This is a genomic window from Novosphingobium aeonii (assembly GCF_052279045.1).
In the GTDB taxonomy this organism is placed as follows: domain Bacteria; phylum Pseudomonadota; class Alphaproteobacteria; order Sphingomonadales; family Sphingomonadaceae; genus Novosphingobium.
The window spans coordinates 3,174,111-3,194,965 of sequence record NZ_CP176832.1; the positions used below are offsets into that span (position 1 = coordinate 3,174,111).

22 protein-coding genes are annotated in these 20,855 nt (G+C 64.3%); 9 read left to right on the forward strand and 13 right to left on the reverse strand.

What is annotated here, in order from left to right; all coding sequences use genetic code 11:
* Positions 1–21: 21 nt before the first annotated feature.
* Together hppD and phhA are read right to left on the reverse strand one after the other, a co-directional pair.
* A complete protein-coding gene (gene hppD / locus ACLIMP_RS15090; protein WP_324696506.1) occupies positions 22–1,161 on the reverse strand; it encodes a 4-hydroxyphenylpyruvate dioxygenase in 1,140 nt (379 codons plus the stop codon).
* Positions 1,158–2,015 carry a phenylalanine 4-monooxygenase gene (phhA, locus tag ACLIMP_RS15095; protein WP_324696508.1) on the reverse strand — a complete coding sequence of 286 codons (858 nt, stop codon included), beginning with the start codon at positions 2,013–2,015 and terminating at the stop codon, positions 1,158–1,160. The genes hppD and phhA overlap by 4 nt, the downstream gene beginning before the upstream one ends.
* Positions 2,016–2,122: 107 nt before the next feature.
* Here phhA and ACLIMP_RS15100 point away from each other — a divergent pair, with 107 nt between their 5' ends.
* The gene (locus tag ACLIMP_RS15100) at positions 2,123–2,584 is read left to right on the forward strand and encodes an Lrp/AsnC family transcriptional regulator (protein WP_054439292.1); all 462 of its coding nucleotides are present in this window, start codon (positions 2,123–2,125) and stop codon (positions 2,582–2,584) included.
* 40 nt (positions 2,585–2,624) lie between these two features.
* Here the strand turns inward: ACLIMP_RS15100 and ACLIMP_RS15105 are convergent, their stop codons facing one another.
* The 3 genes from ACLIMP_RS15105 to ACLIMP_RS15115 all read right to left on the reverse strand — a co-directional run bounded on the left by ACLIMP_RS15105 (position 2,625) and on the right by ACLIMP_RS15115 (position 7,597).
* On the reverse strand, positions 2,625–3,989 hold the full coding sequence (locus tag ACLIMP_RS15105; RefSeq protein ID WP_324699069.1) for an aromatic ring-hydroxylating oxygenase subunit alpha: 1,365 nt from the start codon (positions 3,987–3,989) through the stop codon (positions 2,625–2,627).
* Positions 3,990–4,249: 260 nt separating this feature from the next.
* Entirely contained in the window at positions 4,250–6,718 is a 2,469-nt protein-coding gene (locus tag ACLIMP_RS15110; RefSeq protein WP_324696510.1) for a PhoX family protein, read from the reverse strand.
* A gap of 150 nt (positions 6,719–6,868) precedes the next feature.
* The gene (locus tag ACLIMP_RS15115; RefSeq protein ID WP_054439366.1) at positions 6,869–7,597 is read right to left on the reverse strand and encodes a Crp/Fnr family transcriptional regulator; all 729 of its coding nucleotides are present in this window, start codon (positions 7,595–7,597) and stop codon (positions 6,869–6,871) included.
* Between the two features lie 256 nt (positions 7,598–7,853).
* On the opposite strand from ACLIMP_RS15115, the gene ACLIMP_RS15120 reads away from it, so the two are divergent.
* Both ACLIMP_RS15120 and ACLIMP_RS15125 read left to right on the forward strand, forming a co-directional pair.
* Positions 7,854–8,018, forward strand: a complete 165-nt coding sequence (locus ACLIMP_RS15120) for a hypothetical protein (RefSeq protein ID WP_156336691.1) — start codon at positions 7,854–7,856, stop codon at positions 8,016–8,018.
* On the forward strand, positions 8,011–10,572 hold the full coding sequence (locus tag ACLIMP_RS15125; protein ID WP_243692659.1) for an HWE histidine kinase domain-containing protein: 2,562 nt from the start codon (positions 8,011–8,013) through the stop codon (positions 10,570–10,572). Before ACLIMP_RS15120 ends, ACLIMP_RS15125 begins: the two co-directional genes overlap by 8 nt.
* 48 nt (positions 10,573–10,620) lie before the next feature.
* Here ACLIMP_RS15125 and ACLIMP_RS15130 read toward each other — a convergent pair whose 3' ends face one another.
* Positions 10,621–11,619 (reverse strand): DNA topoisomerase IB, encoded by a 999-nt coding sequence (locus tag ACLIMP_RS15130; RefSeq protein WP_324696516.1) that lies wholly within the window; start codon positions 11,617–11,619, stop codon positions 10,621–10,623.
* A gap of 169 nt (positions 11,620–11,788) precedes the next feature.
* Between ACLIMP_RS15130 and ACLIMP_RS15135 the strand changes: the two genes are divergently transcribed.
* Positions 11,789–12,271, forward strand: coding sequence for a hemerythrin domain-containing protein (locus ACLIMP_RS15135; RefSeq protein WP_185996814.1), 483 nt, complete (start codon positions 11,789–11,791; stop codon positions 12,269–12,271).
* A 97-nt stretch (positions 12,272–12,368) separates the two neighbouring features.
* The gene (locus tag ACLIMP_RS15140) at positions 12,369–12,833 is read left to right on the forward strand and encodes a pyridoxamine 5'-phosphate oxidase family protein (RefSeq protein WP_185996813.1); all 465 of its coding nucleotides are present in this window, start codon (positions 12,369–12,371) and stop codon (positions 12,831–12,833) included.
* Between the two features lie 62 nt (positions 12,834–12,895).
* On the opposite strand, the gene ACLIMP_RS15145 is transcribed toward ACLIMP_RS15140, so the two are convergent.
* Both ACLIMP_RS15145 and ACLIMP_RS15150 read right to left on the reverse strand, forming a co-directional pair.
* On the reverse strand, positions 12,896–13,315 hold the full coding sequence (locus ACLIMP_RS15145) for a response regulator (protein WP_185998701.1): 420 nt from the start codon (positions 13,313–13,315) through the stop codon (positions 12,896–12,898).
* Positions 13,316–13,338: 23 nt separating this feature from the next.
* Entirely contained in the window at positions 13,339–14,019 is a 681-nt protein-coding gene (locus ACLIMP_RS15150; protein WP_082370454.1) for a sigma-70 family RNA polymerase sigma factor, read from the reverse strand.
* A 511-nt stretch (positions 14,020–14,530) separates the two neighbouring features.
* On the opposite strand from ACLIMP_RS15150, the gene ACLIMP_RS15155 reads away from it, so the two are divergent.
* Positions 14,531–15,325, forward strand: a complete 795-nt coding sequence (locus ACLIMP_RS15155; RefSeq protein ID WP_054439286.1) for a response regulator — start codon at positions 14,531–14,533, stop codon at positions 15,323–15,325.
* A gap of 64 nt (positions 15,326–15,389) precedes the next feature.
* On the opposite strand, the gene ACLIMP_RS15160 is transcribed toward ACLIMP_RS15155, so the two are convergent.
* On the reverse strand, positions 15,390–15,761 hold the full coding sequence (locus ACLIMP_RS15160) for a PilZ domain-containing protein (protein ID WP_054439283.1): 372 nt from the start codon (positions 15,759–15,761) through the stop codon (positions 15,390–15,392).
* Between the two features lie 137 nt (positions 15,762–15,898).
* Positions 15,899–17,557: a CHASE domain-containing protein gene (locus ACLIMP_RS15165; protein ID WP_132469275.1), complete on the reverse strand. Its 1,659-nt coding sequence runs from the start codon at positions 17,555–17,557 to the stop codon at positions 15,899–15,901.
* A gap of 266 nt (positions 17,558–17,823) precedes the next feature.
* Here ACLIMP_RS15165 and ACLIMP_RS15170 point away from each other — a divergent pair, with 266 nt between their 5' ends.
* Both ACLIMP_RS15170 and ACLIMP_RS15175 read left to right on the forward strand, forming a co-directional pair.
* Positions 17,824–18,006 (forward strand): NepR family anti-sigma factor, encoded by a 183-nt coding sequence (locus ACLIMP_RS15170; protein WP_132469274.1) that lies wholly within the window; start codon positions 17,824–17,826, stop codon positions 18,004–18,006.
* Positions 17,999–18,589 (forward strand): sigma-70 family RNA polymerase sigma factor, encoded by a 591-nt coding sequence (locus ACLIMP_RS15175; protein ID WP_082370448.1) that lies wholly within the window; start codon positions 17,999–18,001, stop codon positions 18,587–18,589. The genes ACLIMP_RS15170 and ACLIMP_RS15175 overlap by 8 nt, the downstream gene beginning before the upstream one ends.
* A gap of 40 nt (positions 18,590–18,629) precedes the next feature.
* Here ACLIMP_RS15175 and ACLIMP_RS15180 read toward each other — a convergent pair whose 3' ends face one another.
* Both ACLIMP_RS15180 and ACLIMP_RS15185 read right to left on the reverse strand, forming a co-directional pair.
* Complete coding sequence (locus ACLIMP_RS15180) at positions 18,630–19,496, reverse strand: NAD(P)-dependent oxidoreductase (protein ID WP_324696523.1); 867 nt, start codon at positions 19,494–19,496, stop codon at positions 18,630–18,632.
* A 124-nt stretch (positions 19,497–19,620) separates the two neighbouring features.
* The gene (locus ACLIMP_RS15185) at positions 19,621–20,223 is read right to left on the reverse strand and encodes a superoxide dismutase (protein ID WP_054439275.1); all 603 of its coding nucleotides are present in this window, start codon (positions 20,221–20,223) and stop codon (positions 19,621–19,623) included.
* Between ACLIMP_RS15185 and ACLIMP_RS15190 the strand changes: the two genes are divergently transcribed.
* On the forward strand, positions 20,222–20,548 hold the full coding sequence (locus ACLIMP_RS15190) for a hypothetical protein (RefSeq protein ID WP_443477937.1): 327 nt from the start codon (positions 20,222–20,224) through the stop codon (positions 20,546–20,548). The two genes, ACLIMP_RS15185 and ACLIMP_RS15190, sit on opposite strands and share 2 nt — an antisense overlap.
* Here the strand turns inward: ACLIMP_RS15190 and ACLIMP_RS15195 are convergent.
* Entirely contained in the window at positions 20,532–20,819 is a 288-nt protein-coding gene (locus ACLIMP_RS15195; protein WP_054439356.1) for a hypothetical protein, read from the reverse strand. The genes ACLIMP_RS15190 and ACLIMP_RS15195 overlap by 17 nt on opposite strands.
* Between the last annotated feature and the right edge of the window lie 36 nt (positions 20,820–20,855).

Genomic DNA, 20,855 nt, shown 5'->3' on the forward strand with positions numbered 1-20,855 from the left:
CGCCCTTTCGGTAGTGCTCGCCTATTCCGCCGGTTCTTCCATCTCTCGGGCGGGGCTCTCGGCAGGCTTCAGCACGCCGCGGCGGATCTGGTCGCGCTCCATGCTCTCGAACAGCGCCTTGAAGTTGCCGTTGCCGAAGCCGTCGTCGCCCTTGCGCTGGATGAATTCGAAGAACACCGGCCCCACCCGCGCTTCGGCGAAGATCTGGAGCAGCAGGCGCGGCTGGCCGCCGTCGGTCGTACCATCCAGCAGGATGCCGCGCGCCTTGAGTTCGTCGGCCGGCTCGCCGTGCCCGGGCAGGCGCTCGGCCAGCATCTCGTAATAGGTTTCCGGCGGCGCGGTCATGAAGGGCACGCCAAGCGACTTCAGACGATCCCATGCGCCGATGAGATCGTCGCAGATCAGGGCGATATGCTGGATGCCCTCACCGTTGAAGGCCCGGAGGAACTCGTCGATCTGGCCCTTGCCGCCCTCGGCTTCCTCGTTGAGCGGGATGCGGATCTTGCCGTCCGGCGCGGTGAGCGCCTTGGAGGTCAGGCCGGTATATTCGCCCTTGATGTCGAAGTAGCGAATCTCGCGGAAATTGAAGAGCTTCTCGTAATAATCCGCCCAATAGGCCATGCGGCCGCCATAGACGTTATGCGTGAGGTGGTCGATCAGGTCGAACCCAGCGCCGACCGGGTGGCGGTCCACCCCCGGCAGATATTCGAAATCGATGTCATAGATCGACAGCGCGCCGTCGCTTTCCCCGTTTTCATCGATCCGCTCATAACGGTCGATCAGGTAGATGATGGAATTGCCGATGCCGCGAATGCCGGGAAGGTGCAGTTCCATCGGGCCGGTCGCGACCTGGATCGGCTCGGCCGAACGCGCCAGAAGTTCGGCATAGGCAGCGCGGGCGTCCCTGACGCGGAATCCCATGCCGCAGGCGGAGGGACCGTGTTCGCGGCTGAAGAACCAGGCCGGGCTGTGCGGCTCGTAATTTGTGATGAAGTTGATCCCGCCCTGACGCCAAAGCTCAACGTCCTTCGAACGGTGGCGGGCGATCTTGGTAAAGCCCATCGCTTCGAAAACCGGCTCCAGCACGCCCTTCTCGGGTGCGGAGAATTCAACGAACTCGAATCCGTCGAGGCCGATGGGGTTGTCGAAGATGTCGGTCATGGGGTCAGTTCTCCGAAGGGGGTTTCGCCGGAAAGCAGGTCTCCAGCGGGAATGGGCGGCGCGGCGCGCCAGGTTTCGTAGACCGGGCCGAAGTCCAGCCCGACGAGGTCCTCGATCAGCTGCGGCAGGCTTTCGAGGACGAAATAGGTCTTCTGGAAGGAGTCGATCATGTAGCCCGTGCGCATGACGCGGACCGCATCGAACGGCAGGCGCAGGACCTCGCGATCCTCGATCGAATAGCGCGTCTCGCTGGACGAGGAGATGATCCCGGCGCCGAAGACCTTCAGCCCGCCATCCTCGCGCACCAGCCCGAACTCGATGGTGTACCAGTAGATCCGTGCCAGCATGTCGAGCGCGTCCATCGCCATCGCCCGCGTTCCGGCCTTGCCGTAAAGCTCCAGGAAATCGGCGATCGTCGGGTCCAGCAGCATCGGCACATGGCCGAAGAAATCATGGAACACGTCCGGCTCGACGAGGTAGTCCAGTTCATGTTCCTCCCGCAGCCAGCGCGTCACCGGGAAGCGGCGATGGGCGAGATGGTCGAAGAACACCGCATCGGGAATGAAACCGGGCACGCCGACAAGCTGCCAGCCGGTAGCAGGGCCGAGAATCGCATTGGCATCCTCGAAGCGCGGAATACCCTCCGCACAGTCCAGCCGCGCGAGCCCTTCGCGGAAGGCCGCACAGGCATGCGTCGCCACCAGCGCCGATTGCCTCGCGTGGAGGCGGCGCCAGCGTTGGTGCATCTCCGGGGTGTAGGAATGCCAATCCTGGCCGACGGTATAGTCGGCGGCGGCGCCTTCGTACTCTCCCCGAAGCCCGCTCGTGGATGTCTCTGTCGACGGCTTCTTCATTCTGGAGAGATTATCACAAGCCACGCGCAAGATTCGTGCATTTGCACGCGCCGTCTTATGTCATAATAGCGGAATCCACCAGGAACCCGGATTTTTGAAGGGGAATCATGCAGCTCGACCTTTTCGACCGCAAGATCATCGCATCGCTACAGGAAGACGCGCGCATGGCGGTGGCGCAAGTGGCGGAACGCACCGCCCTTTCCGCCACGCCGGTAAGCCGCCGGATCAAGCGTCTGGAAGATGAAGGCGTGATCCTGGGCTATGCGCCGGTGCTCGACCCGCGCAAGCTGGGCTTCGAGATCGAAGCCTATGTGCTCATCAACCTCAACGCCCATATCGACGAGAACATCACGCGCTTCGAACAGGCGATCCGCGACAATCCCTATGTCATCGCCTGCCACGCCGTGACGGGGGACATGGACTATCTGGTCCACATCATCGCCCGGGACGTGGAGCATCTCTCGCAGATCACCCTGAAGACGCTGGTTCGCATCCCCGGCGTGCGCGATGTGAAGTCGAGCATCGTGCTGGAGGCGATCAAGGAGCCCCGCACCCTTCCTCTCGAATAAGCGCCGCCGGACGGCACGGGGCCATCCGGCGATATAGGCCCTAGTCGTAATCGATGGCCAGCTTGGTGGGCGCGCCGCGCCCTTCAAGGAAGTTCGCGAGGTTGCGGTGAAGGTTGATGACCTTCTGCTCCTGATGCGGATTGGGCAGCGGCCCGCGGAAGCCCGAAGACTTCATGCCCTTCTGCACGAACTCCATGTTCGAGAAGTCCTGAGCCAGCACCGAACCCCAGTTGTCGCCGGTTGGGTCAGCGTAAGTCCACTCCGTTTCCGGCACCTCGCCTTCGGGGAAGCGTTCCAGCGCATAGCTTTCGAAGATGCACTTGTTCGGATCGTCGCCATAGGGGCGCACGCGGTAGCAGAGTGCGAAAGTCACCCCGTGCAGGATGTTCTGGTTGGGGAACAGGCCCCAGGCGAGCCCGGCCTCGGCCATGATCTCGGCCGGGACTTCCGGCCAGGCGACGCCCCGCGCGGCATCGTCGCGCTTGGCCGATGCCATCCAGTGCGCGATGACATCCTGCGCCGAGGTCCCCTCCGGCAGTTCGTCGACCAGGCGGCTGGCCGCGTTGACGAGTGTTTCCGTCGAGGCGGAGTAGTTCACCGTCTCGTAGTTTTCCTTGATCAGCTCGTACGTCGAGCGGCGCGGATCGTCGCCCTTGCCGGCGCGGGTGGTGCCGGCGCTTTCACTCATCGCGAACTTGCTGTCGCGCGTGTCGTAGCTGGACACCGAGTGCAGCCCATACTGCTTCGAGAGCGCGTAGTAATTGCCGTAGGCCAGAAGCTGGGTATGGGTTCCGGCAACGTGATAGGGTTCCAGGAACGCCTCGATCGCGGTCTTCCAGTTGCAATCGTAGATGGCCCACTGGCGCCACTTGTAGCGCATCTTCGCGAGTTCGAAGTGATCGAGGATCTCGCCCGCGCGGCCCATCCATTCCTTCAGGGGAACGCAGTCCGGGTCCATGTTGATATAGATGAAGCCGCCCCAGGTATCGACCTGCACGTCCGACAGGCAGGTCATTTCCGGCGTGAGCTTGTTGTGCCAGTCCTGCGGGTCGAGAATGTAGGTGTTCTTCCCGTCGAGATCGAAGGTCCAGCCGTGGAAACCGCAAACGAAGCTGCGGCGATTGCTGCCGCGCACGTCGTGAGCACCTTCGGGAACGGAGACGAGTTGGCGGCCGCGGTGGGGGCAGACATTGTGGAAGGCCCGCAGCGAGCCGTCTTCCCGGCGCAGGACGATGACCGATTCGTCCGCGACGTTATAGGTCATCCAGTCTCCCGGATTGGGAAGGTCGGTCTCCCGCTCGACCATTTGCCAGATCTTCGGCCACAGCAGCTTCTTCTCTGCCGCAAGGTATTCCTTCGAAAGGAAGGCATCGGTGGGGTAAGTGGCGAGGCGTTCCTCATCCATATCCTTGGCGGTCAGCGTAGCCGACTGCGACTTGCCCGTCTCTTTCACGTGGCCTCTCCCGTTATCAACAGGTGTGTTCATTAAGCCATCGTACGAGGCAGTGCCAGCCGCCGCGCTGCCAAGGCGCAACGCCCGGGCGATACAACCATGGGAGATGCGCAGAAGGGGAGGGAACGCGGCGCGTCCCTCCCCTTCCACTTTTTCAGAGAGCGATGGCGAGGCGTGAATGTGCGCCCCGCCCGTCACTCACCCGCGCGTCATCACAGGGCGATGACGCCGCCGTCGTCCTTGGTGATCGCCACGATCGCCGAACGCGGACGCACCGTCGCCGCCGGAGAGCCGGCCTGGCTATCGGGCCAGTGGCTGGACGGCGCGGCGGGCGTGCCGTTCTCGCCGGGATGCTGGATGCCGACGAAGAGCGTGCGCCCATCCGGCGTCATGTCGATGCCGGTGATCTCGCACTGGACCGGACCGACCAGGAAGCGGCGCAGGTTGGCGGCGGTCGCTGCCGCGCCAACGATAGTGGCCTGGGTTGCCGTGGCGCCGGCCGAGTCCTTGTTCGTGATGGTCTTCGCCCCGCCATCGCCGACATGGCCGGGGATCGCGGCGAGCAGCATGCAATTGGTGCGGTCCGTCATCGCGCCGTCGTCGGTCTCGATCCAGAGCACGGGGTTGATCTGGCCCGCCGGATTGGTGCTGCGCGAGAAATAGCAGCCGTCCGGGCTGGAGAAGTCGTTGTCCACGGTGAGCCCGGAGACGTTGACGTTGGCGTCGCTGCCGTAATCGGTCGCATCGGCGCCGAACAGGTAGATATCCCACTTGAAGGTGAGCGATGCGGTATTGTCGCCATCTTCGCGCAGGCGGACGATGTGGCCGTTCGGATTGCCGTAGCTGGTCGAGGCCGAAAGGTTGGGATCGCCATAATGACGCGGATTGGCGGGATCGGTGCCGGCGAGCGGGCGACCGGCGGCATTGTTGTTGGTGAGCGTGAGATAGATTTCCCCCGTCACCGGGTTGCCTGCCGTCCATTCCGGCCGGTCCATCGGCGTTGCGCCCAGGGCGTCCGCGGCAAGGCGCGGATTGACGAGAATGTCGGCCTGGTCGGCAAAGACGTATTCCGGCGTGGAGCCGCTTGCCGGGCGGTTGGGAACCGAACCGAACACCAGCGGCAGCCACTGGCCCGTGCCGTCGGCACCGAACTTCGCGACGTAGAGGATACCGGCGTCGAGGTACTTGTCGCCCATGGCGAGGCGGCTGGTCGTCGAAGCATCGGCGGCGGCATAAGTCGCCGTGGAGACGAACTTGTAGAGGTATTCACGGCGCGAATCGTCGCCCATGTAGACGCCGACCTTTTGCCCGGCGACGGCACGCACGAAAGCGCCTTCATGGCCGAAACGCCCCAGCGCGGTGCGTTTGCGCGGCGTCGAGGTCGGATCGTAGGGATCGATTTCGACGACCCATCCGTACTGGTTGGGCTCGTTGCGGAAATCGTCCGAAGCGGCAGCGCCGATGGCGCTGGCGTTCCACTTGGTGAAGATGGTGTCGGTCGAGGCCACGGTCGACCAGGCGTAGCTGCCCACTGTGCTGGTCACGCCGTAGCGGGCCAGCGCCGTGACTTCCCGAACCGGTCTTGCGGCGTTGTCGGTGCTGACGCGGCGGAAATAGCCTGCCCAGTTTTCCTCGCAGGTGAGGTTGGTTCCCCAGGGCGCGATGCCGTTGGCGCAGTTGTTGATCGTTCCGCGTCCCGCGGTGCCGGCGGCAGAATAGGCGGTAACCAGCAGGGTCGAGCCGGCGGCGGGGCCGTGGAAGCTCATCGGCGTGTTCGGGGTAATGCGGCGATTGAACGCGCTGGTCGGCACATAGGACCACTTGCGGCTGCCGGCATCGATATATTCCGACACCGAGACACCGTGCGCCTCGATCTCCTTGAGCGCTTCCGCTGCAGGGCGGGGGCCGGTGGAGACGTTGGTGGGGCCGTTGGGATGCAGGTACTGGACGTTGAGGTTCTCGTGGTTCTGCACCATGAGCCCGCGCGTCGAGCTGGTTTCGTCACGTGCGCCGGCCGCCGAAAGCCCGAAGAAGTGCAGAGCATCGCCATGGTCGCCGATGCGCTGGGCGAAGTTGTCATCCGTGCCGTCGTTGGCATAGGCGGAGACGCCGGTGGCCAGCGGATCGCCGAGGCGGGTCATCACCGTGACCGAATAGCCTGACGGCACCTTCACGGTATCCGCAAGGCTGTGAGGTACGGCAGCGAAGCCCAGCACCGCCGGCGACACGCGAATGGTCGTGGTGGCGGTGCGGGTCTTGCCGACGACGTCCTTGGCCGAGAACGTGAAGACCAGATCGGTCGCGGCGCTCACGGCGGGTGCGATGAAGGAGACCGACGAACCCGAACCGGTCAGTTCGACATCGGGACCCGAGGTCTGCGCCCAGGCCGTGTCGAACCCGGCATAACCGTTCGCCGGGCTGCCGGTGAGGGTCACGACACGTCCGGCGCTGGTCGCGACATTGGCGCCGGCGGTAACGGCCACGCCTTCGCCGTCGTCATCGCCGCAGGCGGCGAGCACGGCCGTGCCCATGAACGCCATGGTCGTTGCGCCAGCGCCCCGGAACAGGGCCTGCCGGCGCGAATAGCGCTCTACCGCCATGCTTTCGAGCGAGCGCTCGGTGGTGGAATTGGTATCGACATCGCCATCGGTGTAACCGTTGGCGGGAAGCCCTTCAGTCATGGATTTGCCCCTGTTCCTGTAACATTCGCACAGGGGGTGCTAGGGGCGCTTCATGGCAATTGAGCGCAAGTTCGATGGCAGTTCGGTGTCTCTTTCACGACAACCGGACCGGACCGGATCCAATAGCCGCGCGAAGGCCGGACCTGCGGTTCAATCCGCGGAGGGATAGACTCCGCCGAGCACTTTATTGAAATGCGCAGCGACGTGATCGTTGCACGAACAGGCCTTGCTGCGCAGGCTCTCGCGGTCGGACACGGCTATGCCGCCACGGCGCGTGCGGACCAGCCCTTCCCGCTTGAAACGCTGGAGCACGCGGCTGGCATAGCTGCGACCGATCCCCATCATGGAGGCAAGCTGTTCCTGCGTCATCGTCACGTCGTTGCGGCCGATCCGGTCGACCGCGGCGCCGAGCCACTTGGCCGCGCGCTGTTCGATCGTGTGGACGGCATTGCAGGCGATCGACTGGAACACTTGCGCCATCATGCAGTCCGCATAACGCGAGAAAAGATTGCCGATCACCGGGGACTGGCGCTTCGCCTCGTCAAGCTGCCGCGTCGGGATGCGCCAGAACAGGCCGCCGTGAAGCACGTTGGCCCGGGCATAGGCGGGAAGGCTGCCCTGGCTGACCACTCCGCCAAGCGCGCCTTCGCGCCCCACCAGAATCGTTTCCACCGCGATGCCGCTGTCGAGCTCCACGAAGAACGAGCAGACCGAGGCGCCGCGCGGAAGATAGCAATACTCCACCGCATCGCCCGGCTGGTAGATCACCTCGCCGGATTTCATGCGCACTTCCGCAAGATGTGGTTGCAGCAGGGCGAAGTCCGCGGGCCTCAGCGCTGCGAGAAGATCGCTTTGCTCCTGGCTCGTCTGTAACTCCATCTTCATCGGCTCCCTGATCTGCCGTGATGCCTTTGCCGCGGGGACCCGGGCGGTAAGGGTCACAATGCGGCAGGTCGCTTGCGGTTCCCGCCTCAACCGTACAGAAGTGAACAGACGGCGCGCAGAGAGCTCGCTAAAGCGTTCCTGAGGAACATATCTCCAACGCAAGCGTTCTGCTGCCTTGGACGGGGGCAGTTCCGCAAAGACGGTCGCGCACCCATCCGCTTGCGACGATTAATGTTAGGCGAATTTGAGAATGCGGACCGAGGACCTGACTTTCCAAGACACCGACCTGCCGACCGCGCTGCGCGCCGCCACGGCAGAGCTCGCAGGCTTCGACGCCTTCGCCCCTGCTTTCGCCCAGGCCTTCGCGCTCAGCGCGGATATCGTTATTGTTTCCGAAAGCGAAGCGCGTGGCTGACGGCATGCATCAGGTAAACCTTTCCACCTGCGACCTCGAACCGATCCACATCATCGGCCGCATCCAGAGCTTCGGCTGGCTTCTGTCGTTTTCGAGCGACTGGATCATCAATCACGTCTCTCTCAACTGCGAAACCCTGTTCGGCGTTGCGCCAGCCGACATGGTGGGCGTGCCCGCCACGCAGTTCCTCTCGCCCGAGGCGATGCACGACGTGCGCACGCGCCTCCAGGTTCTCGGCGGCGCCGCCACTGTAGAGCGCCTCTTCGAAGTGGACCTGCTTGGCGACGGACGGCTGTTCGACATGGCGGTCCATGCCTCCGGCCGATCCTATGTGCTGGAGATCGAACCGCATGAGGGCGGGCGCCGCCGCGATTTCGTGAGCTACGTGCGCCCGATGATCGACCGCCTGCGCCAGTCCAGCTCGATCGAGCAACTCTGCGCCAGCGCTGCCCGGCACTTGCGCGGCCTCACCGGGTTCGACCGCGTGATGGTCTACCGCTTCGAGGGCGACGGGGCCGGCGAAGTCGTGGCCGAAAGCCTCAACGGCATGGTCGACAGCTTCAAGGGCCTGCATTTTCCCGCCTCCGACATTCCCGCCCAGGCACGCCGGCTCTACACCCGCAACCTGCTGCGCATCATCAGCGACGTGGACGACCCGACCGTGCCGATCTACCCGGCGACCGACCCGAACGGCGATCCGCTGGACCTGTCGATGTCGGGCCTGCGGGCGGTCTCTCCGATCCATGTCGAATACTTGCGGAACATGGGCGTGAAGGCGTCGATGTCGGTCTCGATCATGCGACGCGGCAAGCTCTGGGGCCTGATGGCCTGCCATCACTATTCTCCCCTCACACTGTCCTATTCGGTCCGCACCGCGAGCGAGCTGTTCGGCGAATTCTTCGCCTATCTGCTGGAGCAGAAGGAAACCGACTTCGCGCTGGAGCAACGCTCCGCCTCGATGCGCCTTCACGACGAGATGATGGCCCGCGTGGCCTCCGGCGGATCGCTGCTCGAAGCCTTCGAGGATTTCTCCGAATCCATCGGCCGCGTCATCCCGTTCGACGGGGTGATCGGCTGGGTGGATGGCCGCTTCATGAGCCATGGTACGACGCCGAGCGAGGCGCAGTTCTCGCTGCTCGCCCGCTTCCTCAACACGGCCGGAGCAAGCACGGTGTGGTCCACCGATTCGATCGGCTCGCTGTTCGAGCCCGCACGTGAATGGACGGACAGGGCCGCCGGCCTGCTCGCGCTGCCGGTCAGCCGCACCCCGCGCGACTATATCGTGCTGTTCCGCCGCGAGCAGCTTCGCGAAGTGAGCTGGGCAGGAAATCCCGAGAAGGCGATCGAACTCGGTCCGAACGGTGCCCGGCTCACCCCGCGCAAGAGCTTCGAGATCTGGAAGGAAGAACGGCGCGGGCAATCGCGCCCCTGGACGGAGGAGGAAACCCTCGCCGCCGATGCCCTGCGCATCACCTTGCTCGAAGTGGTCCTCCGGCTCGCCGACGCCGCCCATATCGAGCGCGAACAGGCGACCCGCCAGCAGGACATGCTGATCGCGGAACTCAACCACCGCGTCCGCAACATCCTCAACCTGATCCGGGGTCTGGTTACCCAGAGCAAGGAAGGCGCCCGAACGATCGACGATTTCGCCGAGATCGTCGGCAGCCGCATCCACGCCCTTGCCCGCGCGCACGATCAGGTGACGCAGAAGGACTGGACACCCTCGTCGCTCTACGACCTGATCCGCACCGAAACCGCCGCCTATGTCAGCGACGGCGCCGATCGCGTCGTGATCGACGGACCCGACGCCCTCATCGCGCCCAGCGCCTTCACGACACTGGCGCTGGTGTTCCACGAACTGATGACCAACTCGTGCAAGTACGGGGCGCTCTCGGACTCGCGCGGCACGGTCACCGTTTCGCTCAATCGCGGCGAGGACGGATCACTGGAGATTGACTGGCACGAATCCGGTGGCCCCGCAGTAAGGACACCCACCCGGCGCGGCTTCGGCTCCACCATCATCGAACGGACCATCCCGCATGAACTGGGCGGCTCGGCCTCGGTGGTCTATCCGGTGGAGGGGATGAAGGCCCTGTTCCTGCTCCCCGCCGATCACGTCGCCAGTTTCGAGACGCCCAGTGCGGCCGAGCGCGAACCCGCGCCGCATGTGCCCGAAGCCTCGGACCTTGCCGGCACCTTGCAGGACGGCATCGCCCTGATCGTCGAGGATAACGTCATCATCGCGATGGAGGCGGAAGACGTGCTGCGCGACCTCGGCTTCGGCGACTGCCGCATCACCGGTTCGGTGCAGGACGCCATGGCCCTTGTCGAAGGCAACGGCGTTTCCTTCGCGATGCTCGACGTCAATCTCGGCAAGGATACCAGCGAGCCGATCGCCCACGCCCTTCACGAGCGCGGCGTGCCGTTCATTTTCGCAAGCGGCTACGGCGAACGCGCGTTGATGGCCGGAGATTTCAAGCGCGTGCCGGTCGTGACCAAGCCTTATGGCGAACGCGACGTGCGGGCGGCTATTGGGCGATTGCGGCGAGGCTAGAAAGGAAGGGCAGGAATCGGCGCCCTGCCCCCTAGCCCCAGCTCGCCATTAGCCCCAACTCGCCGCGGCAGGAGCCGCTTCCAGGAAAGCGATCAGCCCCCGCTCCTCACGTGCGAGCCACTGGGTGCGGCGCGGCAACCGGGCCGGAAGCTCCGGCACCGGCTCCGCATGGCGGACGAATGCGATCAGCGCCGGGTGGACATAGGACTTTCGCGCAATCGCGGGCGTATTGCCGAGATGCTCGGCCACGTCCTCCAGCACGGCCTTCAGCGTCACGCCCGGCTCCCGCCAGATCCGCGCGAAAGCCAGAGTGCTCGCGGCGAACGTGCGGAAATCCTTGGCCGAAAAGTCCTCGCCCATGGTCTCGTGCAGGTAGTCGTTCACGTCCTGCGAGCCGACCGGGACCGAGCACCCCTCCCCGTCGAGATACTGGAACAGGTGCTGTCCCGGCAGGTCCTGCATCTTCCTGACGCAGGACACGAGCGCCCGGTCGCTGGAGGTGACCTCGCGCAGCTTGCCGTGCTTGCCCCGGAACCGCAGCCGTAGCTTGCGCCCCTTGAGCGTGGCATGGCGCCCGCGCAGCGTGGTTGCCCCGAAACTGCGGTTCTGGGTAGCATAGCGCTCGTTACCCACGCGCATGGCCGCACTGTCCAGCAAGGCGACAACCGATGCCACCGCCCGCTCCCGGCACAAGGTGGAGAGCGCGAGGTCTGCCGCCACCCGCTGCCGCAACCCGGCGAGCGCATGTCCGAAAGCGGCGCAGCGGTCGAACTTGGAGGCATCCCGGTCCGCGCGGTATTCGGGATGATAGCGATATTGCTTGCGTCCGCGCGCATCGAACCCCGTCGCCAGCAGGTGGGCGGCGGGATCGGGCGAAAACCAGCAATCGACATAGGCGGGCGGCAGGGCGATGCGATTCAGCCGGTCGATCTCCTCGCGGTCGGTGATGCGGCCGCCATCGGGATCGTGATAGGCCCATTTGCCTGACCTGATCGGCCTGCGGGTGATGCCCGGCTCGGTTCCATCGGCAAATGTGAGACGCGCCATCGAAAAGGGCCCTTGGTCGGAGCGCCGCGTTATCGGGCGCCTGCCCTGTCAAAACGCACGATACGGCGCGAAGTTGTCCCGCGGCGGAACCCCGCGCGCATACCGGCCGTTGCTCCTGCAATACCCGGCGCCGCCCGCAGAGGGCCCCCGCACAGGAAGGAGCATGACCATGGCCGATGCCCGTATCTTCGAGGATCTCAAGTCCGATCACGACCGTCACCGCAAGATGCTCGCCCAGCTTGGCGAGACTCAGGGCGACAGCCCGGAACGCCGCGAGCTATTCGAGGATCTGCGGCGCGAACTGCAGGCTCACGCCGCGGCGGAAGAAGAAGCGCTCTACGCCACCATGCTCGCCTGCCCCGACTTGCGGGACGAGGCCCGGCACTCGGTATCCGAGCACAAGGAGATCGACGACTATCTCGGCGAGCTGCTCGACATCGATATGGGTTCGGGCGCCTGGCTGATGAAGTTCAAGGACATGCGCCACCGCTATCTCCACCATATCGACGAAGAGGAGGAGGAGATGTTCCCTTCGGCGGCCAAGACCCTTTCCGGCGAAGCGGAGAAGAAGATGGCGCAAACGTTCGAGAAGCGGAAGCCGAAGGAGCTCGCCATCGCGGCCGAACAGAAGCCCGGCGACGACAAGGAGTGAATTCCTGCGGCGGGCCGGCCCACTCGGCCCGCCGCAGTTTCGGGAACGTCAGGCCCACAGGCGGCGTTGGATTTATGCAATCAGGAGGAGACCTGCCATGGAAACCCATGTTCGCGACAAGTTCTGGAAAGCCTTCGCGGCCAGTCCGCTGATGATGATAAAGCTCGATGCGGCCCATGGCCATGCCGAGCCGATGACCGCCCTGTTGGACAGGGACGCGCATCACGCGGTGTGGTTCTTCTGCAAACGCGACAACCGCATCGGACAGGGCGGCCGTGCCATGGGGCAGGTCATCACCAAGGGACACGACGTGTTCGCCTGTATCGCCGGCACCCTGGTGGAGGAAACCGACGCTGCCGTTCGGGACCGCCACTGGAGTAATGCGGTAGAGGCTTGGTTCCCGAACGGGAAATCCGACCCGTCGATCGTGATGCTGCGCTTCGAGATCGACGATGCCGAAGTCTGGACTTCCGATATCGGAATTACCGGCCTGTTCAAGCTCGCGACGGGCGGGACCATCGATCCCTCCAGGGCCGGCGAGCACGAAGTCGGCGCGGTCTGATCTTCAAACAATAAAAAGCGCGGGAAAGGCCGAAACCTTTCCCGCGCTTTTTATTGTCCGGATCAGGCGCGGACCAGCGGTTCCAGTTCCACAGGGCGTTCGCTGTCCGGGCTATCGGCTAGTGCGTAGGCGATCGCAGCGAGGATCGCCTGGCGCGAGAACGGCTTCTGCACCACGCCAATCGCGGTCGGAGCCGGAGAGTCGATCTGGCCGGGATTGGCGGTGACATAGATGACGCGGGCCCCGAACCGGACGGCCAGGTCCCGGGCAACCGCAGGACCGGTCAATCCGTCCCGCAAGTTGAGATCGACCAGCGCGACATCGGGCGCCTCCCCCAGCGCCGCCACGGAAGCGGCGTCGGGGAAAGTGCCGAGGACGGCATGTCCGCCATCGGAGAGGATATCTTCCAACTGCAATGCCACGAGGAATTCGTCCTCGACGATAAGAACCTTGGCGAAACTCTTGGCAGAATTCGGGATCATGGAGCCCAAGACGGCTTTCCTTGTCAGGCAGCGACCGCTTCGCGGGCTTCTGCAATCTCGTCGGCGTTGGCGATCTTGACCAGTTCGGCGAAGAACGCATCGACCGCTTCACCGGTAAGGACGAAGTTATGGCGGAAATCGGGGAGCTGGCCGGATTCGATGACCTTCGACAGCATCGAGCGGGCACGGCAGATCCGGCTCTTCACGGTGCCAAGCGCGATGCCGCAGATGTGAGCGATCTCTTCATAGGAGAGATTGCCTGCCGCCACCAGGATCAGCGCTTCGCGGTAGCTGTCGGGAATGGCGGTCAGCGCGCGCAGGACATCCGCCAGTTCGACGGCGCTTTCCTGGCTCGCCTCGGCGCGCAGGATACGCTCCGCCGCCACTTCGTCATATTCGCCGTGGAAGCGGGCGCGGCGCGCTTCGCTGTAGAAATGATTGCGCAGGATCGTGAAGGTCCAGGCCTTGAAGTTGGTACCCGCTGCATAGCGATGACGCGCGGCCCATGCGCGGAGCATGGCTTCCTGCGCAAGATCGTCCGCCCGGTCACGGCAACCGCAAAGACCGCGCGCGAAAGCGCGAAGATGCGGGGCCACTTCGGCAAGGGCGCGCTTGAAATCGCGGTCGCTGAGGGCTGCCACTTCCACAGGCACGGTCGTCGCTGCGTTATCGGCGCCGGTTCCGGCTTCGGTTGTTGCGGACATCGTGTTTCCCTCCATGGCTGATCACGGCTCGTGATCCGTCAGTTGGGCAAACGCGACTAATGCACACAAAGTTCCCGAAACCGCACTGAACGCCGTTCAGAAGCACCTGCCACACGATGGAACGAGGCCCCGGCGCGACCGATCGCGCAATCACGCCTTCCCAGCGCACCGGAGCAGGCTGAAAATTTCCGTGGCATGCAGATTTTTTGGCGACCGCCGGGAACAACCATGCTCCGGAAACTTTGAGGCCTCCGTTCACTCTGCGGTGAACGGAGGCCTCCGGGATCGGGTCACCACCGGTTTGCGGGGGGTGGGGGAGCCAGTGGTGATACCGTTGGAACGTGCATTGCCAGACTTGGTTCCCGCGTGATGTTTGTGTGCGAGAAAAATTTTCGGGTTGCCCTGCCCCATCTGCCGCGTCAGACAAGGAACGCTGGTCGGGAGGGGGCGCGAGCCGCCGATGCGAGATGAAAACACGGGAAGATGACTTCCCACGATCCGAGGAATTTCGATGTCCGTCTCTGACCAGATCGCCATCCAGCTGCCCTATCTGCGCCGCTATGCCCGCGCGCTGACAGGTTCGCAGCATTCAGGCGATGCTTATGTCCGCGCCACTCTCGAGGCCGCGCTGGCCGACAAGACGCTGCGCGACGATATCGCGCGCAGCCGCGCCGCACTCTACGCCGCGTTCACCCGCATCTGGTCGACCAGCCATGTCGACGATCCGGGTCTGTCCGGCGAAGGCGGCCAGCACGAGCAGGCTGCGCAGACCCGGCTTGCGATCGTTGCCCCCACGCACCGGCAGGCCCTTCTGCTGACCACGGTGGAAGAATTCTCCCGCGAGGATACCGCACGCATCCTCGACGTGACGCCCGACGGCGTGGATGCGCTGGTTGCCCAGGCCATTCTCGAGATCGAGAGCGAAAGCACCACCGAAGTTCTCATCATCGAGGACGAGCCGCTCATTTCGATGCAGCTTGAAGGGCTCGTCACCGAACTCGGCCACCGCGTAGTCGGTACGGCCGCAACCCATGCCCAGGCGGTGGAGATCTTCGAGCGCTCGCCCGCCGGTCTCGTCCTGGCCGATATCCAGCTCGCCGATGGCAGTTCGGGCATCGAGGCAGTGGAAGACCTGCTCAAGTTCGGCGACGTGCCGGTGATCTTCATCACCGCCTATCCCGAACGCCTGCTCACCGGGGAACGTCCGGAACCGACCTATCTGGTCACCAAGCCGTTCCAGGAAGCCACCGTGCGCGCGGCGATCAGCCAGGCCCTGTTCTTCGGATCGAGCAAGCCGCTCGGCTGATCGGCTCCGGCGCTACCCATTCGGTCATACCCGCCCCGCCGGTTCGCCCCGGCGGGGTTTTTCTTCAGCTATTCGCGGGGCGTTCGCCTGCATCGATAGGGGGAAGCGCGCGGCCGAACCGGTCGCGCGGGGCCTGCTCCTCGAACGTCAGCGGCGGCGGCTGGAAGCCGAGATGCAGGACCAGGGCATCATGGATAGGCGCAAGGAAACGCACCCCGGCACAGCCACCGACCTGCCAGACGACTTCCCCGGCTACGACCTGGTCCTTGCAAAGTCGAAGTTCGATCCGCTCACCCGGTTTCGCGGCAGCCTCAGGAAATTCCACCATGCAGCCGCCGGCGGACAGGTCATAGAGAAAGACCGAATCTCTGCGGTCTTGCCCCAGGCAGTCGATCTTCTTTTCGACGATATGCCGATCCCACTCTCGCGCGTCCATTCGTCTTGCCCTCGATGGATGACGCCAGACAACTTGCACAAGTGTGCCTAATAATTCCTGAAGAACACCTCTCGTGCCGCGCCGCGCGCAACCCGTTGGCCATATGGAACTTTCCGGCTGCAGCCCGATGCCGGCGTTTATCGCCGGTCGTTTCGCAGCGTGAATTCGCGGCTGGCCCGTACCGGCACCTTGAGTCGGCATTCCACCCCGCTCGGCTTGAACCGCAGGTCCACGTCCGACTTGAGTTCGTGCGCCACGATCTTCTCGATCAGATCTCGCCCGAAGCCGCGCTTGGCCGGTTCCACCACCGGCGGACCGCCTTCTTCGCGCCAGTCGATCTCGGCAAGTTCCGGGCTGACCAGGATCCAGTGAACGTGGATCCGCCCGCCTGTCGTGCTCAGCGCACCGTACTTGGCCGCATTCGTGGCCAGTTCGTGGATGGCGAGCCCCAGCGACATGGCGTCGTTAGGCGCCAGCCGAACTTCCGGTCCCGACATTTCCACGTGGCTTTCGTTACCCTCCATGTAGGGCGCCAGTTCCGATCGCACGACATCGCCCAGCACGGCATGTGTCCAGTCGGACTGGGAAAGAAGGTCATGCGTGGCCGAAAGCGCGCGAATGCGGGCGGTCAGGCTTTCGGTGAAATCGTCGATATCGGTGGCGCGCCTGCGGGTGAGCGCGGCGATGGACAGGACGTTGGCCAGAGTGTTCTTCACGCGGTGGTTCAGTTCGCGTGTCAGCGAATTGCGGATCGCCGCCTGGCTCTGGAGCCACTCCAGCACCATGCGGTCTTCCGCCGAACGGCGCGTGATGAGCCGCCCGATCGCCATGACCATAAGCGAGGCCAGCGCACCGAAGAACAGGGTGATCCGCGAAGCGGTGGAAAGCACGCCGACCTTGCGATCACTGATGACAACGACCCATGAGTGGCTGCCCACGTCGATCCGCCGCTCCATCGTCGGCCCGGCGGAACCGTCCGCCCGGCGCTCCGCCAGCAGTTTGTCGGGCGCCACCTCGCCGTCGTAGATCGCCACGTCGATATTGTTGTTGCGATAGAGCTCGCTGGCCGATGTCAGGAAAGTCTCCGCCCGGAATGGGCTGAACACGAAACCCTTCACCTGCCGGCCCGATCGCCCTGACAGGACCGGCATGTAGATCAGGAAACCGGCAGCCTCGGCATTGCTCTCGTCTTGCACCAGATGAACCTTGCCGGACGCCACCGGCTTGCCCAGCTTCATCGCTCGTTCCATCGCCGCGCGGCGCACTTCCTCGGAGAACATGTCGTAGCCGAGCGCCTGCCCGTTACCGTTGATGTCCGGTTCGAGATAGACGATCGGCGCCGCCGTGGTCCGGTCGAAGGTCGGCCTGGGGTAGACAAGGAAATCGGCCCGGCCCGCCGCCTGTATGGACATCTCCATTTCCGACAGGCGATCCACCGCCACGATCGGCGCCCAGCCCATGCCGAGCGAGCCGTAAAGGTCGCCCTTGCCCTGGAGATCCTGCGCGAAGGCGCGGAACTGGTCCTCGCTCACCTCGCGCTGGGTGGCGAAGAGAGCGGCGCCCGCGCGCAGCAGCGCGATATTCTCGGTCGTGCGGCGTTGCAGCGCGGAAGCGATCTCGGTGAGATTGCGATCCAGCTCCACCTGCCGGGTCTGCCGGTCAGCCCGCTCGATCGCCATGACCGACACGGCCGTGGTGATCGAAGCGATAATGAATAGCAGGAACGGCCAGCCGCGCGGATACTTGTGGAACCAAGCCTGCTTCTGGACCCTATCGAGCAGAGCCTGATCAATCACCGGAAATCCCTGCCATCAAATGGGCCTGCATCATTCCTAAAGAGCATCGCCATGCTCCGGACCATTTGCGTGGCAGCCCAGGACAAGACTTCGTAACAAAGGGAACCAAGACCTGCCTCGATTGTTCCAGCGAAAACGACGTTCGGTTGCCTTGCCGGCAATATCACAAGCGGATCGGTCTGTCGCAGCGTGCAACGCGCTTGCAGCATGGCTCTTGACCCGCTTGCGGCCAGCAAGCAAGTGTTCAGGTTACGATGGAGTCAAAGTTGAATCAGCCCGAAGGACATGGCGAGCCGGCACAGCCCGGTCTGCCGCCTGAAGTCCGCAAGGACGGAGAACCCGGCTGGGCCGGGGGGCTGAGGAAGCTGTACAACTCCGTGGTGGACGAACCGCTTCCGGACAGCTTCAGGGATCTTCTCAAGAAGCTGGACGGGGCGGACGATGCCTGACCGCCAGTCTTCGCACCCCGATCAGCCCACCGCACGCAAGTCCGACCCCAGCGCAAGCCGCCCAGAGGACGAGGCTTTCCGCCGGGAACTGCTTGGCGTCCTGCCGCATTTGCGCGCTTTCGCACGCGGCCTTTCCGGTCGCCCGGATTTCGCTGACGATCTGGTGCAGGAGGCCGCGATAAAGGCCTGGACCGCGCGTGAACGCTACACGCCCGGCACCAACATGCGAGCCTGGACATTCGCGATCCTGCGCAACCACTACCTGTCGGAACTGCGCAAGAGCAAGCGCCAGACCGACCTTGACGAAGGCGCGGTTGAGCGGATGCTGGTGATGGACGCGGACCAGGAAGGCCCGCTTCACCTCGGCGACATGGAAACGGCATTGCAGAAACTCGCCCCCGAACGGCGCGAGGCGGTGCTGCTCGTGGGTGCGTCCGGCTTCAGTTACGAGGAAGCGGCCGACATCTCCGGTTGTCCGATCGGCACGATGAAGAGCCGCGTCGCCCGCGCCCGCGCGGACTTGGCGCGCATGCTCGACGGCGAAGTGGAACTGGTGGACGTGGGCGGGCGCCGGAACCTGTAATCGGCCCGGCCGCCTGCCCTGTTCCCGGCGGTGCGGCCGATCAGCCTTTAGCGGTGCCGATGGTATATTCCGCCATGATACCCCAGTCCCGATCGGCATGGCCCGCTTCTATCGCCGCTCCCATCCGGGCGTGCACCGCATCAAGCATGGGCAGGCTCCCCTGCGTGCCGATCGCGGTTTCGGCAGCCAACTCGCGGGCGAGGCGCAGGTCCTTCAGGCCAAGAACCGCCTTGAAGCCCGGCTCGTACTTGCGCTCGGCGATGATGCCCGAATAGTTCTGGTAGACCCGGCTGCCGAACAGGGTGCCGAGCATCAGTTCGAAGAACTTCTCCCGCGGGAGCCCCTTGCCCTCGGTCAGCACGACGGCCTCGGCCATGCCTTCGATGGCCATGGTGATCATCATGTTGCAGGCGATCTTGGCGGCATTGGCAACGGTGGCGTCCTCGCCCATGTCCCAGACCTTACCGGCAATCGCCTCGAAGACCGGCTCCAGCCTTGCGGCATGTCCGGCCGGGCCGCCGAGGATCACGTTGAGCTGGCCCGCCGCCGCCACATCGGGACGGCCAAGCACCGGCGCCGAAAGATAGCCCACGCCGGCAGCGTCATGGCGCTCCACCAGTTCGCGCGCGAAGGCGACCGAAATGGTCGAACAAACGAGATGGACCACGCCCGCCGGCGCCCCGTCCAGCACGCCGCTGTCAAGCAGGACCTCGCGAATGGCGGCGTCTTCGGAAAGCATGGTCAGCACGGCATCGCCCGCGAAGGCTTCTGCCGGGGTGGCGACCATCTCCACGCCTTCCACCGAGCCCCCGGAGCGATTCCATGCCCGCACCCTGTGCCCTGCCGCCGCGAGATTGCGTGCCATGGCGGTGCCCATCGCACCGAGACCGATGAAGCCGATGTCCATTGTGATAATCCTGAAAACCGAAAAAGAGAGGCGGTAAAATGCTTTGGGCCGGATCGCGCTGTGTAGCGGCGACCCGGCCCGGTTCAGCGCGTCATGGTGCCCGGCGCCGGCCGGGCTGCCGGGCTCAGGCCGGGTAAACCCAAGCCGTGCCGCGGTCGAAGTTGTCCGAGGCGAACTTCCAGTTGATGAGGTTCTCGAGAACCGTCTTCACATAGACCGGGCGCTTGTTCATCTGGTCGATGTAGTAGGCGTGCTCCCACACGTCGATCGTGATGAGCGGGTTCACGTCGGTGGTGATCGGGGTGCCGGCGTCATGGGTCGAGATGACCTTGAGCTTGCCTGCTTCGACGACGAGCCATGCCCAGCCCGAAGCGAAGTGATTGACGGCTTCGTTCGAAAGCGCTTCGAGCAGCGCGTCGAGCGAACCGAAATCGGCGTTGATCGCGGCGAGCAGGCTTTCGCTCGGCGCGGTCTTTTCCGGGCTCAGCGAGTGCCAGTAGAAGCCGTGGTTCCAGGTCTGCGCGGCGTTGTTGAACAGCGGGCCCGACGCCGACTTGGTGATTTCCTCAACCGACTTGTCGGCGTTCTCGGTGCCCTCGATGGCGGCGTTCAGCTTGTCGACGTAAGTCTTGTGGTGAGCACCGTGGTGGATTTCCAGGGTCTTGGCCGAGATGTGCGGTTCCAGCGCGTCCTGCGCATAGGGCAGCGGGATCAGGGAAATGGTCATGGCTATCTTCCTGTTTCAGGTTATCAAAGGTTTGGACAGGCACGCATCCGCAAGGACCGGGCGCAAACACCGGACGGCGCGTGAACTGGCACTCGGACTTTCGGGGGGCTATGTCTGCCCTCTTGCCCGACAATTCAAGCATCTATTGGCGGCATTTTCATTCCACCGCCTGATAGCAAGGCTTGGCGGCGAATCCGATTATCCGCGCGGGCGCTTCGGATGCAAGAACGCCAAACGCAAGAAGGACGGCGGGTTGCCCCGCCATCCTTCTGCTCTCGTTCCTGACGAGAAGCCGGATCGCTGTCGGATCAGTTCTGCTTCCTGATCTCGTCCGCCTTGTTTTCCAGCGCGTCGGACTTTGCCTCGCCCGCCGCCTCGACCGCATCGGCCTTCTTGTCGACAGCCTCGGACGCGGCGCCGGTCATCTGGTCGGCCTGGTCGCGCATGGCGTCGGCCGTTGCATCGGACGACTGTTCAACGGCATCCGCCTGCTGCTCCGTCGCATCGTCCGCCTTGTTGTTGCAGGCGGCGAGGCCGAGCGAACCGGCGGAAACGATCGCGATCATGGCGAGGCGCGAAGTGGTCATGGCTTTCATGGCAGGCATCCTTTCCCTGTTATTGAAAAAGGGCGC